The sequence below is a fragment of the Janthinobacterium goodfellowi genome (genome assembly GCF_051380695.1).
In the GTDB taxonomy this organism is placed as follows: Bacteria; Pseudomonadota; Gammaproteobacteria; order Burkholderiales; family Burkholderiaceae_D; genus Janthinobacterium.
On sequence record NZ_JBNYXN010000001.1, the window covers coordinates 559,856 to 574,799 of the forward strand.

The window sequence follows — 14,944 nt, forward strand, 5'->3', positions numbered from 1 at the left end:
AAGAAAGGGGGGATATGAGTTAGTAGCTCCAGCGTATCGATAAACCGACGACCTTGTCATAGCGCCGCACATCGCGCACATAGTCCGGCGTGTCGTGGTAGTCGCGGTAGGTCGAGTCGAGCAGGTTGTTCGCGTCCAGCGTCACCGTGGTGTGCGGGTTGAGCTTGTACGAGACCGACGCGTCCAGGGTCTTCGTCGGCGCCACGGTCAGGTGGATGCCCTTGCCGCGATAGTTGTAGTCATCGACGTACTTGTCGCGCCAGCTGTAGGCCAGGCGCGCCGACCACGGTCCCTGTTCGTACAGGCCGACGATATTGGCCGACCACTTCGACATGCCCGTGAACGGGTGCGCACTGCCATTGAGTTCTTCCAGTTCGCCCGTCATGTAGGTGGCGTTGGCCTGCAAGCCCAAGCCGCTCATCCAGCCGGGCAGCTTGTCGTAGAACTGCTGGTAGGCCATTTCCATGCCTTGCAGGTGGCCCTTCGACGTGTTGCGCGGACGCGTGATGTCGTACTCGATGCCGCCGTACGTTTCCTTGGCCGAACCGGACAGGATGTAATTCTTGAAGTTGTGGCGGAACACGGTGGCCGTGACGGAACCCGTCTGGGCGAAATACCATTCCACCGCCACGTCGAGGTTCTTGCCTTCCACGGGTTTGAGGTCGGGATTGCCGCCGCTGCCAGTCGGGCGCACCATCTCCAGGCTCTGTCCCAGGCTCACGCCGGGGTTGAAGTCGGCGAAGTTCGGGCGCTGCACGGCCTTGCCGGCGGTCAGGCGGGCGATCAGGTCCTGGCGCAGCATGGCTTTCAGGGTCAGGCTGGGCAGCACGTCCGTATCCGACGTCTTCACGCGCACCGGCGTGACGATGCCGTTTTGCGAGGAATTGCCCTGCAAGTCCTGCTTGGTTTGCACCACGCGCACGCCCAGGGTGCCATCGACCGGCACTTGTGCCAGGTCAAAGCCGATGCGCGCCTTGCCGTAGACGGCATTGGTTTTTTCCACGTCCTTGTAATGGGTCATCGGATCGTCCGGGCTGCGTTCGCTGCTGCCCGTAAACAGCTGGCGCAGCACGGCCGTGTTGTTGAGCATGAAGTCGCGGCAGGGCGTGAGCCAGCTTTGCAGGCCGAAGTTGCCCGTGTTGTCGTGCGAGGCGCACGCCAGGCCGGGAATTGCGTCCGCATACATGGTCGACGTCAATCCGCCCTGGCCATTTTTTTCGCGGATCGATTCGGCCTTGCGCTTGGCCAGGCGCACGCCGCCCGAAAATTCGCGGAAGAAGCCCGTGCTGTCCATGTCGTAGGTGACGTCGCCGCGCCAGTCGGTCGAGCTGCCTTCGTCGTGGCTGTGGTTATCGTAGAAACCGAGCAGCGTGTAGTTCTTCGGATCGAGCATGTTGTAGCCGGGGTAGCTGATCTGCGCGCCGCCGTTGACGTTCGTGCTGCCGATCACGCTGGTCGGGTGGGCGAGGAAGTCGAGGATGGGGAATTCGCGCTCGAAGTCGCTCACCGTGCGCGCCAGTTCCGTGGTCGCGCGCAGCTGCGGCGTGATGTCCCAGCGCGCGCCGATGGCGCCTTGCGAACCGATCGAGCGGTCGCGCCGCGCCTGCGTCGAGCCCAGCGTGAACGGCGACCACGGGCCGTCGATCTTGCCCACCGTGGCCGCCTGGCTGGTGCCGGGGATCAGGGTGATGTCCGGATTCTGGCCCCAGGGCAGCGAGCCGACGAAGAACTGGCTGTCGAACGCATGCTTGATCAGGGTCGACATGCCTTCCGCATACACTTCCACCTGCGAGTTCGGGCGCCACTGGAAGGCGGCATTCGCCGCGTAGCGCTTGCGGTCACCCACGGTCGGGATCATGCCGACGGAATCGGGGCCCGTGATATTGCCCGCTTCGGGGCGCTTGACGGGTTCGGCGTTCCAGATCGTCTCGTCATAGTATCTGCCGCGCTGGTAGGACAGGCCGAGCAGGGCGCCGAATTCGCCGTATGGGGTCTTCCAGCGGTTCGAGACCATGCCGCTGACGTTCGGGTCCGTCGAGCCGGCCTTGTCGCGGTGCTCGGCGCGCACATTGCCCGATGCCGTAAAGCCCTTGAAGTCGAACGGGCGGTTGGTGCGCACGTCGACCACGCCGGCCGTGCCGCCTTCGACCATGTCGGCGCCCTGCGATTTGTAGACGTCCACGCGCTGCAGCATGGCCGTCGGAATGTCGGCCAGGTACAGGCTGCGGCCCACGGACGTAAACATTTCGCGGCCGTTGAGCAGGGTCACCACGCCGGGCAAGCCGCGGATGATGACGGTACCCGCTTCGCCGCCTTCGCGGCGGATCTGCACGCCCGTCACGCGGCCGAGGATTTCGGCCACGTTCTTGTCGGGGAATTTGCCGATTTCATCGGCGACGATGGAGTCGACCACCTGGTCGCTGTTCTTCTTGATCGTCTGCGCGCTTTGCGCTGCCCGGCGCACGCCCGTGACGGCGACGACGGCGATGCCGCTGTCGGCTGGCGTTGCCGCCGGTGCCGTTTCTTCCACCGGTGTTTCTGGGGCGGGCGCCTGCTGCGCCCAGACGGAGGCGCTGCTCAGCAGGCCGGCGCCGGCCAGCGCGGCCACCGTGGCCTTCAAGGTCAGCCGTGTGTTTTGCCGGGACGTGCGGGTGCCCGTTGCCATCGATTGCTTCATCTTGTCTCCACCTGTATTTTAGTTATGTTGAGAACGCTGCGGCAGTCGCCGCCAGAGCTGAAACTTGCTCAAGAAATATGGTATGGGGAATGACTTTGCCCCACAAATGACTTCTTTTGCGATGTCCATATCATTTCCGGTATCCCTGCTGGATTCATGCGCCCTGGCGGCGCACCCAGGCATCGCTGTTCGCTGCCAACGACATGCGCGCCGCTGCACCGGCCGCGCAGGGGCGAAAAAAAAGGCGGCCCGCAGGCCGCCCTTGTGCGCAGTTGGCGCGCTTACGCTTCGGCGACGCGCTTGGCGATGTGCGCCAGCGCTTCTTCCACCTGGTCGATCAGGATCAGGCACAGGTCGCCTTCAGCGAGGCGCGCCAGGGCCTTGTCGATGGCGACGAATTCGCCGTTGATTTCATCGATATGGCTGGTGCGCTTGGCGCCGTCCAGGCCCTGGCGCAGCAATGCCACCACTTCGCCGTCGGCGCGGCCGCGCTGGCACTGGTCCTGGTACAGCAGCACGTCGTCGAAGGCAGCGCCGAGGATTTCCGTCTGCTGGCGGATGTCTTCGTCGCGGCGGTCGCCGGCGCCGCTGATGACCACCGAGCGGCGCTTGGCCGGCATGCTTTCGACGGCCTGCACCAGCGCAAGGATGGCGTCCGGATTGTGGCCGTAGTCGGCGATCAGCGTGGCGCCACGATAGTCGAACACGTTGAAGCGGCCCGGCGCGTTGTCGGCTTCATTGGCAAAGGTTTTCAGGCCCAGCGCGATGGTTTTCCAGTCCAGGCCCACGGCCCAGGCGGCGGCCAGGGAGGCCATGACGTTGTCGACCTGGAAGCCGATGGCGCCGTTGCGCGTGATGGGCACTTGCGACAGGGCGATTTCGTGGCGTTCCTTGCCCTGCGCCGCGACCAGCTTGCCGTCTTCCACGTACACGACGCGGTTGCCCTGCGCGCGGTGCGTGGCCATCACGGGATGCGTCTTGTCGGCGGCGAAGAAGGTCACCGTGCCGCTGCAATTCTTGGCCATGCGGGCCACGGCCGGGTCGGTGGCGTTCAACACGGCTACGCCGCTGTCGGCCACGTTCTGCACGATCACGCGCTTCAATACCGCCAGGTCTTCCACGGTGGTGATGTAGTTCAGGCCCAGGTGGTCGCCGGCGCCGATATTCGTCACCACGGCGACCTGGCAGCGGTCGAAGGCCAGGCCTTCGCGCAGCATGCCGCCGCGCGCCGTCTCGAACACGGCCGCGTCGACGTCCGGGTGCAGCAGCACGTTGCGCGCGCTGCGCGGGCCGCTGCAGTCGCCGCTGTCGATCTGGCGTCCTTCGATGTACACGCCATCCGTGTTCGTCATGCCCGTGCGCAGGCCGGAGGTGGTCAGCAGGTGGGCGATCAGGCGCACGGTGGTGGTCTTGCCGTTGGTGCCGGTGACGGCGACGACGGGGATGCGGCCATCGTCGCCCTCGGCGAACATGGCGGCGATGATGGCTTCGCCGACGGGACGCGGCTTGCCGAACGAGGGCGCCAGGTGCATGCGCAAACCTGGTGCTGCGTTGACTTCGACGATGCCGGCGTTCTGCTCTTCCAGCGGTTTCAGGATGCTGTCGGACACCACGTCCACGCCGCAGATATCGAGGCCCACCATGTGCGCGGCCGCGACGGCGCGCGCCGCCACTTCCGGGTGCACGTCGACGGTGACGTCGGTGGCCGAGCCGCCCGTCGACAGGTTGGCGTTATTGCGCAAGATCACGCGCTGGCCCACGGGCGGCACGGATTCGGCCACGTAGCCTTGCTTGGCCAGGCTGGCCAGGGCGATGTCGTCGAAGCGGATCTTCGTCAGCGAGGTGGCATGGCCGCTGCCGCGGCGCGGGTCCAGGTTGACCTGGTCGACCAGTTCGCGCACCGTGTGCTGGCCGTCGCCCACCACTTGCGGCGGATCGCGGCGGGCCGCTGCCACCATCTTGTTGCCGATGACGAGCAAGCGGAAATCGTGGCCCGGCAGATACCGTTCGACGAGGATGTCGTCGCGGAATTCCTGCGCCGCGATGAAGCCGGCCGTCAGCTGCTCGCGCGTGGTGACATTGACGGTGACGCCCTTGCCCTGGTTGCCATCTTTGGGTTTCACGACGACGGGCAGGCCGATCTCGCAGGCGGCGGCCCAGGCGTCGTCCACGTCGATGGCGACGCGGCCTTGCGGCACGGGCACGCCGGCCGAATCGAGCAGTTTTTTCGTCAGTTCCTTGTCCTGCGCGATGGCTTCGGCGATCGCGCTGGTGCCGTCCATTTCGGCGGCCTGGATCTTGCGCTGCTTGCTGCCCCAGCCGAACGTCACCAGGCTGCCTTCGGTCAGGCGGCGGAACGGGATGTTGCGCGCCACGGCGGCGTTGACGATGGCGCCCGTCGATGGGCCCAGGCGCACGTCTTCATCGAGTTCCTGCAGCTGGTGCAGGGCGCCGGCCAGGTCGAACGGCGCGTCGTCGAGCGCGGCGCGGCACAGCTGCTGCGCCAGTTCCAGGGCCAGGCGGCCGACGGCTTCTTCCGAGTATTCGACGACGACCTGGAAGATGCCCGTTTCCAGCGTCGGCGTGGTGCGGCTGAAGGTGACGGGGCAGCCGGCTTGCGCCTGCAGGCCCAGCGCCGCCAGTTCCAGCACCTGCGCCATCGGCGCGGCGTTGTAGTTGCCCAGCGGTTGCAGCGGGCTCAGTTGCGGAAAGAGTGCGCGCAGGCGGGCTTCGAAGCCGGGCAGCTGGGCGATGTCGAGTTCCTGCGTGGTGCAGGAAACAATGGCTTCCACGGCGGTGTCGTGGCTCCAGAGGTTAGGGCCCCGCAAGGCCCGTACGCGATATACTTCCATAATTAAACCGTAATCCTGTTGTGTTCTTGTGGGCCCGGCCGTCCTGGCCGGGCTTGAGTGCTGCTTTGCCTTAGTTGCCGATGCAGCCGGGGGCCGCGTCGAAGGTGCGCAGGCCGGCGCAAATCAGATCGACAGGCAGGTTCATGGCCCAGGCGGCCGCCGCGACGGCCAGCACGCTGTCGACATTGCCGGCCGTGGCCGGTTTCAGCAGGTCCAGGCACAGCAGGACCGTTTCGATGCCGCCTTCGGCCAGCACGATGTGGTTGCCGCGCACGAACACGGCGCGCTGGCCGGCGGCCAGTTGCGCCGCGATGGCGGGCAAGCTGCCATCCTGCGCATACAGAGTCACCGTGCCATCGCACAGTTCGGCCAGTTCCAGCACGTGCGCGTTGGCGGCGTTGAGCACGGCCACGCCGGTCGGCACGACCACGTCGACCTGGCTGCGCACGGCCTTGTACAGGCCCGCTTCGTCCAGCACGTCGAAATCCTTGACGCTATCGAGGCTGCCCATGTCCGTGACGATGCCGACCTGGCACTTGTCGTAGGCCAGGCCTTCGGCCAGGATCATGCGCGGATTGCTTTCGAACAGGGCCGTCTGCACGGTGCGGTTGAGCAGCAGGCGCTGGCCCGCGTCCCAGTTTACGCAATCGTTGCTGACGACGCGGCGCTGGTCCAGGTACATGCCTTCGCTGCAGACGGCGCCAGTATGCAGGCCCGACAGGTTGAGCAGTTTGCACAGCATGCGCACGATCAGGCTGGCGCCGCGCGTGCCCGTCACGCCGATCAGCGGAATGCGGCCCGTTTCCTCGGCGGCGAACAGGTGGTCGACGATGGCCGTGCCGACAGGGCGGGGCTGGCCCACGCCCGGCTTGATGTGCGCCAGCAGGCCGGGGCTGGCATTGACTTCGATGATGGCGCCGCGCTGCTCATCCAGCGGACGCGTGATGTCGGTGGTGACCAGGTCGATGCCGGCGATATCGAGGCCGACCACGCGCGCGGCCAGCAGGGCCGCATGCACGACGGACGGGTGCACGTCGTCCGTGACGTCGATGGCCACGTTGCCGTTCGGTTGGATCAGCACTTTCTGGCCCGCCTGCGGCACGGACAGGGCGGTCATGCCCTGGCGCTGCAGTTCCAGCACGATTTCGCCCGATTCATGCGGCTTGACGGTGCCCAGCGGGAAATCCTCGCCTTCGCCGCGGCGCGGGTCGATGTTGATCTGCGTGTTCACCAGTTCCAGCACGGTCGACACGCCGTCGCCGTCGACCCACAGGGATTCGCCCTTGGCGGCCGCGATCAGCTTGTTGCCGACGACGAGCAGACGGTGTTCGTCGCCCGTGATGAAGCTTTCCACCAGCACGGCCGAGCTGTCGCCCTTGCGCGCGGCCAGTTCATAGGCCGCCTTGACGTCCGCTTCCGTCATCAGGTTCAGCGACACGCCGCGGCCGTGGTTGCCGTCATACGGCTTGACGACGACGGGCACGCCGATGTCCTGCGCTTCTTCCCAGGCCGCTTCGGCACTGCGCACCAGGCTGCCTTCTGGCACGCGCACGCCGCACGATTTGAGCAGGAATTTGGTCAGGTCCTTGTCGCTGGCGATGCCTTCGGCAATCGCGCTGGTGCGGTCCGTTTCGGCCGTCCAGATGCGGCGCTGCGCGGCGCCGTGGCCCAGCTGCACCAAGTTGCCGTCGTTCAGGCGCAGCGACGGGATGCGGCGCTCGGTGGCGGCATCGACGATGCTGGCCGTGCTCGGGCCCAGACAGCGCGAATCGACCATGTCGCGCAGGGGCGCCAGGGCCGCTTCCAGGTCGTAGGCTTCATCGTTGATGGCGGCCATCAGCAGTTCGCGCGCGGCGGCCAGGGCGGCGCGGCCCACATGCTCTTCGCGCGTGCGGAAGGCCATCTTGTAGACGCCGCGCTGGCTGGTCGAGCGCGTCTGGCCGAAGCCCGTGCGCATGCCTGCCAGGTTTTGCAGTTCCAGCACCACGTGTTCGAGGATGTGGGCAGACCATGTGCCTTCGCGCAGGCGCTCGAAAAAGCCGCCCCGTTCGCCCACGCCGCAGCGGTGCTCGATCATGCCGGGCAGCCATGCCACCAGGCGCTCGTACAGGCCGGGCAGGGTGTTCGATGGGTAATCTTCCAGTTCGCCGATGTCGACCCAGGCTTCAATCACCGGGCGGTAAGTCCAGATGTTGGGGCCGCGCAAGTGGGTGACGCGGACGAATTCGATGTTCTTCTTCTTGATCATGTAAGTGGTTTCTTGATAACAAGCCAGGCGTCTGGGCGCCAGATACTTTATGTTGGCTTTACAGAGTCTTTTCAGGCTCGTGCTTGGTTCTTTATCCCGGGTATGCGCAGTGTGCCACTTTTAGCGGCCTCTTGTCGCGTTTGCTTCTCGTATTCTGCTGGTGTTGTCATTCTAATTGTTACTAATTGTTGCCTTACTTGTTATAAAGATACCGACTCCGGGCCAAGCTGGAGCATTTGCGCAACAGCGGGCTGTTGTATACTTGCCTCCGTACGATGGCCGCGCATTTTTTTGCTCCGTTTTGCCATCATTTCTTACCGGCAGGCATCCATTCGATACAATACAGGAAATTGCCACTGGTGCATCTACCTCGCCATCGCGCAGTACACAAACATTGATCGGGCGTCTGCCCCATCCCCCAAATCCCGCCCTGAAGGGCTTGGCCTCGAGCCGGAGTATGCTTTACGATGACAACTGAACTGAGTGTTCCTGCAACAACTATTCCCCTCACATCGCTGCCGGAACACTGGCTGGCGGAAGTGGAGAGCAACCTTTCTCCAGGGGAGAACGTTTTAAGTAGCGTTGAGGTTGACCTCGATGCGCGATTACGTTTCACAAAAGGCATAATTGTTGTCACCGAGAAGCGTTTACTGGCTCGTTCGCCGGCCGATACCACTTGGAAAAGTTGGTCTTTCCGCCACGGACTGCGCCTGACGCACCATGACCACGCCGGTGTGGGCCACCTGGAACTGTTCGACGACCACGGCCGCCTGGCGTCGTGGCGCTTCACTTTGGGCCAGAACCTGCATGCGATCCGCGTGCTGGAACAGTTCGTCGAGCGCCTCGACAGCCACCTGACGGGCCAGCCCGTGCTGGAAGCGGAGCAGGAAGTGTGCCCCAGCTGCAAGGCGCCTTTGGCCCCGGAGCAGGAAGAATGCCCGATCTGCGCCAAGGTGCTGCATACGCCGCCATCGACCTGGACCCTGTTCCGCCTGTGGCGCTTCGCCCATCCCTACCGTGGCCAGCTGGCCCTGGGCTTCATGCTGATGCTGCTGAGCACCGCCGCGCACATGATTCCGCCCTACCTGACGGCGCCGCTGATGGACAATGTGCTGATCCCGTATCAGAACGGCAAGCATATCGACCCGTGGCTGGTGGTGTACTACATGAGCGGCTTGCTCGGTTCGGCCCTGCTGGCCTGGCTGCTGGGCTGGGGCAAGACCTATGTGCTGGCCCTGGTATCCGAACGCATGGGTGCCGACTTGCGCTCGGCCACGTATGAACACCTGATGAAGCTGTCGCTGGAATTCTTTGGCGGCAAGCGCACGGGCGACCTGATGGCGCGCATCGGCAGCGGCAGCGACCGCATCTGCGTCTTCCTCTCGCTGCATTTGCTCGATTTCGCTTCCGACGTGCTGATGATCATCATGACGGGCGTGATCCTGTGGTCGATGAATCCGTGGCTGGCCATCATGACCCTGGCGCCGCTACCGTTCATCGCCTGGATGATCCACCTGGTGCGCGACCGTTTGCGCACGGGCTTTGAAAAGATCGACCGCGTGTGGAGCGAAGTGACCAACGTGCTGGCCGATACCATCCCCGGCATTCGTGTAGTGAAAGCGTTTGCGCAGGAAAAGCGCGAAGCGGCCCGCTTCCGCGACGCCAACGCCCACAACCTGGCCGTCAACGACAAGCTCAATAAAGTCTGGTCGCTGTTCTCGCCCACGGTTTCCTTCCTGACGGAGATGGGCCTGCTGGTCATCTGGTGCTTCGGCATCTGGCAACTGTCGCGCGGCGAAATCACCGTCGGCGTGCTGACCGCCTTCATCGCCTACAGCACGCGCTTCTACGGCCGCCTCGACTCGATGAGCCGCATCGTCTCCGTGACGCAGAAATCGGCATCCGCCGCCAAGCGCATCTTCGACATCCTCGATCACGTGTCGAGCGTGCCGGAGCCGGCGCAACCGGTCAAACTGGACAAGATCGAGGGTCGCATCGACCTGCGCGAAGTCGGTTTCCGCTATGGCAACCGGGCCGTCAACCGCGGCATCACCCTGAACATCAAGGCGGGCGAGATGATCGGCCTGGTGGGCCACAGCGGTTCGGGCAAGAGCACGCTGGTCAACCTGATCTGCCGTTTCTACGACGTGTCGGAAGGGGCGATTCTGCTAGACGGCGTCGATATCCGTTCGTTCGCCGTGTCCGATTACCGCCGCAATATCGGCCTGGTGCTGCAGGAGCCGTTCCTGTTCTTCGGCACCATCGCGGAAAATATCGCCTACGGCAAGCCGCATGCGACGCGCCAGGAGATCATCGCCGCCGCGCGCGCCGCGCATGCGCACGAATTCATCCTGCGCCTGCCGCAAGGCTACGATTCGATGGTGGGCGAGCGTGGCCAGGGCTTGTCCGGCGGCGAACGCCAGCGCATCTCGATTGCCCGCGCGCTGCTGATCGATCCGCGCATCCTGATCATGGATGAAGCGACATCGTCGGTGGACTCGGAAACGGAAAAAGAGATCCAGAAGGCGCTCGACAACCTGGTGCAGGGCCGCACGACGATCGCCATCGCGCACAGGCTGTCGACCCTGCACCGGGCCGACCGCCTGGTGGTGCTGGACCGTGGCCAGGTCGTCGAAGTGGGCAGTCACGATGAACTGATGGCGAAAGAGGGCGCCTATTTCCGCCTCTACGAAGCACAGGCGCGCAACAACGAACTCGCCCTGGATGACAAGGAATAAGCATGGCCAGTACAACTTTTACATTGCACCGCGACCCTTTCGGCAAGCTGGTGATGACGGACGCGGACGGCCAGGTCTTTGAAGGCGTGGCGCCCGTGCGCGCCTTTCCCATCCAGTCGCCGGACGAAGGCATCTCCCTGGTGCTGGGCGATGGCAAGGAAGTGGCGTGGATCGACCGCCTCGACGCCATGCCGGAGCCGGCGCGCGGCCTGCTGCGGGAAGAGCTGGAAGGACGCGAATTCATGCCCGAGATCGCGCGCGTGAAAAGCGTCTCCAGCTTCGCCACGCCGTGCACCTGGCATGTCGACACGGACCGGGGCGAGACGCAGTTCGTGCTGAAAGGCGAGGAAGACATCCGCCGCATCGGCGCCGCGTCGCTGCTGATCGCCGACAACCACGGCATCCACTTCTTGATCCGCGACATGTTCAACATCGACAAGACGACGCGCAAGATACTCGACCGCTTCCTGTAGGCGCTTGCCTGTCTTGAAAACCGCTGCCTGCAGCGGTTTTTTTTGGCTCTGTCATCGGAAAATAGGGGACATGCCGGAATCTTCCGTTGGCTGTGCTGTCTGACTCTGCATACCCACCACACACAGGGAGCAGATCATGCAGCCAGCCAAATGGATCCGCTTTATCGCGCAGTTTGCGCAGTTGAACCGGCGCCAGCGGCAGGCAGGCATGGCCCTGCTACGTGGCAACACGCCACACGACGCGACCGTCGCGCTACTGGAGGGCGTGGCGCAGCCGCGCCTGGCCTGTCCCTCCTGCCACTCGCCCCACCTGCACCGGCATGGCCATGCACACGGCCTGCAGCGCTACCGCTGCGTGCCTTGCGGGCGCACCTTCAATGCCTTGACGGGGACGCCGCTGGCACGCCTGCGCCATAAATCGTTGTGGCTCGACTACGCCGATTGCTTGCTGGCATCGGATTCCGTGCGCCAGGCGGCACTACAACTGGGCGTGCACCGCAACACCACGTTTCGCTGGCGCCACCGGTTTTTATCGTTGGCAAAAACGGACCGGCCGCACGGCCTGCATGGCATCGCCGAGGCCGACGAGTTATATGTGCTGGAATCGGAAAAGGGCTCCAGGCAGATGACGCGTCCGGCCCGCCGCCGGGGCGGCCATGCGCAACGGCGCGGCATATCGAACGAGCACGTCTGCATCCTGGTGGCGCGCGACCGCACGGGCCAGACCCTCGATTTCGTCACAGGCAGAGGCGCGTTGACGAAGGCGCAGCTGCACCGCTGCTTGTTGCCCGTCATCGACCAGGATGTTTTGCTGGTCACGGATGGCCATGCCGCCTACCGGGCGTTTGCGCGGGAAGCGGGCCTCAGTCATCAGGCAGTCAACTTGCGCGCCGGCATCCGCGTGCAGGGCGCCGCGCACGTGCAGAACGTCAATGCGTATCACAGCCGCTTGCGAGAATGGTTAAGGCCGTTTCACGGCGTGGCCACGCGCTATTTGCCAAACTACCTGGGATGGCGCTGGATACTCGATGCCAGGCGCATCCGCTCACCCGAAACGTTATTGAAAGCAACACTGGGCGCATTCCCACATCTGACGGTGACATAGCCTTTTTTTTCGTCTGCGGGGCATGAAAAAAGCCGCACAGGAGTGCGGCTTTCGGGGGGAGTACCGGCAACCCGTTTCAGGCTGCCGGCGATTGCGCTTACATTACATGAACTTGTAGCCTGCGCCGATGTAGAAGTAGCGGCCGCGCACGTTGTACAGCTGGGCAAAGCCCAGGGTGCCGTACTGGTTGCCCGCGCCCATCGCGCTAAACGGCGGCATCCTGTCGAACAGGTTCTTGATGCCGGCCGTGAAGGTCAGGTTTTGCATCGCCACGTACTGGCCCGTCAGATCCACTTCCGTATGCGAAGGAATCGTGCGCGTGCCCGGCTTGATTTCTTCGCGGCGCTTGTCCGAGTCGATCATGTCGCCCGTCGTGCGGATGATCAGGGAGCCCGACATATTGTCCTTTTCCAGGCTGGCCGTGAACGTGTTGCGGTACTTCGGGTTCATGAACGTCTTCAGCGTGCTTTGCACCGGATCGGTTTCCGTATCCTGCGTTTCCATGCGGGTGTAGACGGTGGACGCATTGCGCAGCGTGAATTTGCCGAACATCGTTTGCGGCGAGGTGTAGCGCAGGTCCGTATCGAAACCGCGTACTTCGGTGGTGGCCAGGTTCTGGTTGTTCAGCAGGATGCGCGCGTCGCCATTCTTGATTTCGACATTGCCGCGCTCGATCGCCTTGGTTTCCGTCAAGGTGCCGATCTCGTTCTTCTTGTCGATCTTGAAGTAGTCGATGCTGACCGTCAGCGAGTTCACTGGCGAGAACACCATGCCCAGGTTGTAGGTCTTGCCTGTTTCAGGTTTCAAGTCCTTGTTGGAACCGGAGACCTGGTAGTAGGAGAAGTTGGTGCAATTGCCGGAAATCGAAGGGAAGGCATTGCAGATTTCCTTGTCGTTCGTCGTATAGGCGCCCGCATCGACGCCGCCATACATCTGTTTCAGCGATGGCGCCAGGTAGCTGCCTGCATACGAGCCGCGGAACATCAGGTTGTTCAGCGGCTGGTAGCGCAAGGCCAGTTTCGGGCTGGTCTTGCTGCCGACATTCGAGATGTCGTCATAGCGCAGGGCGACCTGCGCTTCGACGTTTTTCAGGAAGGGAATCGACAGTTCGCCGAAGATGCCCTTGGAATTGCGGTCCGCCTTCACGGAGGCTTGCTGGATGCTGCCGAAGACCAGGCCATCGATCTGGTTCTGGTCGGGCTGGTCGCTCAGCGTTTCCTTGTTGTACGACACACCGACGGCGTAGGCCAGCGAACCGCCGGCCAGGTCCATGATCGGCGCCGATGCCTTGGCGTTGAAGAAGGTCAGTTCCGACTTGCCGGCGCGCGTAGGCGTCAGGCGAATCTTGTCGACGGCTGCCTGCGGGTTGTCGGTGCGGGTCGGGTCGATCGAACCATTCTCGATCGCTTCGTTGAACAGATCGTACTGTGCGTAGTTCGAATCGCGGTTGGTGGCCTTGCTCACGCCTTTGCCGATGGCGACGTCCCAGTCGATGCCGCGCGTCGTGCCTTCCAGACCCGTCGAGAACTGGGTCATCGTGCCTTTGCGGTTGGTCTTGCGCGGACCCATTTGCATGAAGCGGCCGGCAACGGTCTTGCCATTGACTACAAAGTTGCCCGGTGCGGCCTGGGCTTCGAAGTCATCCTTGCTTTCTGAATAGGTAAATTCCGCAAACGCGCGGATGTTGTCGCTGATTTTCAGGCTGCCGATCAGCATGCCGCTGACGCGGTCGGCGCCGTTGGTCGAGGTCAGCAAGGTCTTGTTGACGTCGAAACGGCAGGAGCCGTTGCTCAAATCGTCCGGCGGGCATGGCACCAGCGTGCCGCCGCCGGCGATATTGCCGCTAGGATGGAAGCCGCTGCGGCCATCCGGACCGCCAAAGCGGCGGAAGTCGGCCGAACGGGTCAGGTCGCGGTCCTTGCGGTAGATCGGATCGCGCTTGAACACGTCGACCGTGGCCAGCACGTTGAAGCCCTGGGTGTCATAGTCGCCAAAACCGTACACGAGGTTGGCGGTCTTTTCCTTGGCATCCGAGCGCGAGCTTTGGCCATAGCTGGCTTTCGCTTCCAGGCCCTGGTAATTCTTTTTGGTGATGAAGTTCATGACGCCGGCAACCGCATCGGCGCCATAAATGGCCGAACCGCCGTCCTTCAGGATTTCAATGCGCTCCAGCGCGCTCAGCGGGATGGCGTTGACGTCGACCGCGGCACCCGCGCCCGAACCATCTGCCAGCGCATTGGTCGGCAGGCGGCGGCCATTCAGGAGGATCAGCACGTTGCGTTCGCTCAAGCCGCGCATCTTGATGTTGGTGGTGCCGGAACCGGAAGGCGAGTTGGCGCTCAGTTCACCCTGGTCATTGATGTCGATGGAGGCCAGGTTGCGCACCAGTTCGGCGACGCTGGTGGCGCCCGTGCGCTCGATATCTTTCTTGCTGTAAATTTCCACCGGTGCGGCGGTTTCGGCATCCACGCGCTTGATGGCGGAACCGGTGACGACCACGCGCTGCAATTTCTCGTCAGCCTTGGCTTCCTGCGCCTGGGCGGTCTGGTGCATGAAACCGGCGCCCATCATCAAGGTGCCCGCAAACATCATGCGCAAGGACTTGCTTAATTTCTTTTCGATCATTGTCTATCCTCCAACTAGGAAACTTTAGTTTCCTTAGGGTTTTTATTTAGCTATTTGAAATTATTTTCAAAATGACCATGTTTGCAAATTTAGTATTTTAAATTTGCAATTCATCAGACCATTTTTTGATCTTGACTGTCAAGAACTGCCGGGTATTTGTGCATGCGCACCGGACAAGCCAGAGTGAGCGTGGATGAATTTTATTTATGGTTGGCAGGAAAGCACC

General features: G+C 63.2%; 7 protein-coding genes. 3 read left to right on the forward strand and 4 right to left on the reverse strand.

Annotated elements, in window-relative coordinates; all coding sequences use genetic code 11:
* Positions 1-19: 19 nt before the first annotated feature.
* From ACQ4WQ_RS02565 to ACQ4WQ_RS02575, 3 genes are all read right to left on the reverse strand, one after another.
* Positions 20-2,677 carry a TonB-dependent receptor gene (locus ACQ4WQ_RS02565; RefSeq protein WP_436494461.1) on the reverse strand — a complete coding sequence of 886 codons (2,658 nt, stop codon included), beginning with the start codon at positions 2,675-2,677 and terminating at the stop codon, positions 20-22.
* A gap of 281 nt (positions 2,678-2,958) precedes the next feature.
* Entirely contained in the window at positions 2,959-5,529 is a 2,571-nt protein-coding gene (cphA, locus tag ACQ4WQ_RS02570; RefSeq protein ID WP_436494463.1) for a cyanophycin synthetase, read from the reverse strand.
* Positions 5,530-5,599: 70 nt separating this feature from the next.
* Complete coding sequence (locus ACQ4WQ_RS02575) at positions 5,600-7,777, reverse strand: cyanophycin synthetase (protein WP_436494465.1); 2,178 nt, start codon at positions 7,775-7,777, stop codon at positions 5,600-5,602.
* Between the two features lie 467 nt (positions 7,778-8,244).
* On the opposite strand from ACQ4WQ_RS02575, the gene ACQ4WQ_RS02580 reads away from it, so the two are divergent.
* From ACQ4WQ_RS02580 to ACQ4WQ_RS02590, 3 genes are all read left to right on the forward strand, one after another.
* Entirely contained in the window at positions 8,245-10,515 is a 2,271-nt protein-coding gene (locus ACQ4WQ_RS02580) for a cyanophycin metabolism-associated ABC transporter (protein WP_436494467.1), read from the forward strand.
* A gap of 2 nt (positions 10,516-10,517) precedes the next feature.
* The gene (locus ACQ4WQ_RS02585) at positions 10,518-10,988 is read left to right on the forward strand and encodes a cyanophycin metabolism-associated DUF1854 family protein (protein WP_326459989.1); all 471 of its coding nucleotides are present in this window, start codon (positions 10,518-10,520) and stop codon (positions 10,986-10,988) included.
* 136 nt (positions 10,989-11,124) lie between these two features.
* Complete coding sequence (locus ACQ4WQ_RS02590; protein ID WP_436494470.1) at positions 11,125-12,093, forward strand: IS1595 family transposase; 969 nt, start codon at positions 11,125-11,127, stop codon at positions 12,091-12,093.
* A 102-nt stretch (positions 12,094-12,195) separates the two neighbouring features.
* Here the strand turns inward: ACQ4WQ_RS02590 and ACQ4WQ_RS02595 are convergent, their stop codons facing one another.
* Entirely contained in the window at positions 12,196-14,718 is a 2,523-nt protein-coding gene (locus ACQ4WQ_RS02595; protein WP_326457230.1) for a TonB-dependent receptor, read from the reverse strand.
* Positions 14,719-14,944: the final 226 nt, after the last annotated feature.

What these genes read in the sequence shown, in the direction of transcription:
- ACQ4WQ_RS02565 (WP_436494461.1), bottom strand. Translation starts at nt 2,677, where the DNA reads ATGAAGCAATCGATGGCAACGGGCACCCGCACGTCCCGGCAAAACACA.
- cphA (WP_436494463.1), bottom strand. Translation starts at nt 5,529, where the DNA reads ATGGAAGTATATCGCGTACGGGCCTTGCGGGGCCCTAACCTCTGGAGC.
- ACQ4WQ_RS02575 (WP_436494465.1), bottom strand. Translation starts at nt 7,777, where the DNA reads ATGATCAAGAAGAAGAACATCGAATTCGTCCGCGTCACCCACTTGCGC.
- ACQ4WQ_RS02580 (WP_436494467.1), top strand. Translation starts at nt 8,245, where the DNA reads ATGACAACTGAACTGAGTGTTCCTGCAACAACTATTCCCCTCACATCG.
- ACQ4WQ_RS02585 (WP_326459989.1), top strand. Translation starts at nt 10,518, where the DNA reads ATGGCCAGTACAACTTTTACATTGCACCGCGACCCTTTCGGCAAGCTG.
- ACQ4WQ_RS02590 (WP_436494470.1), top strand. Translation starts at nt 11,125, where the DNA reads ATGCAGCCAGCCAAATGGATCCGCTTTATCGCGCAGTTTGCGCAGTTG.
- ACQ4WQ_RS02595 (WP_326457230.1), bottom strand. Translation starts at nt 14,718, where the DNA reads ATGATCGAAAAGAAATTAAGCAAGTCCTTGCGCATGATGTTTGCGGGC.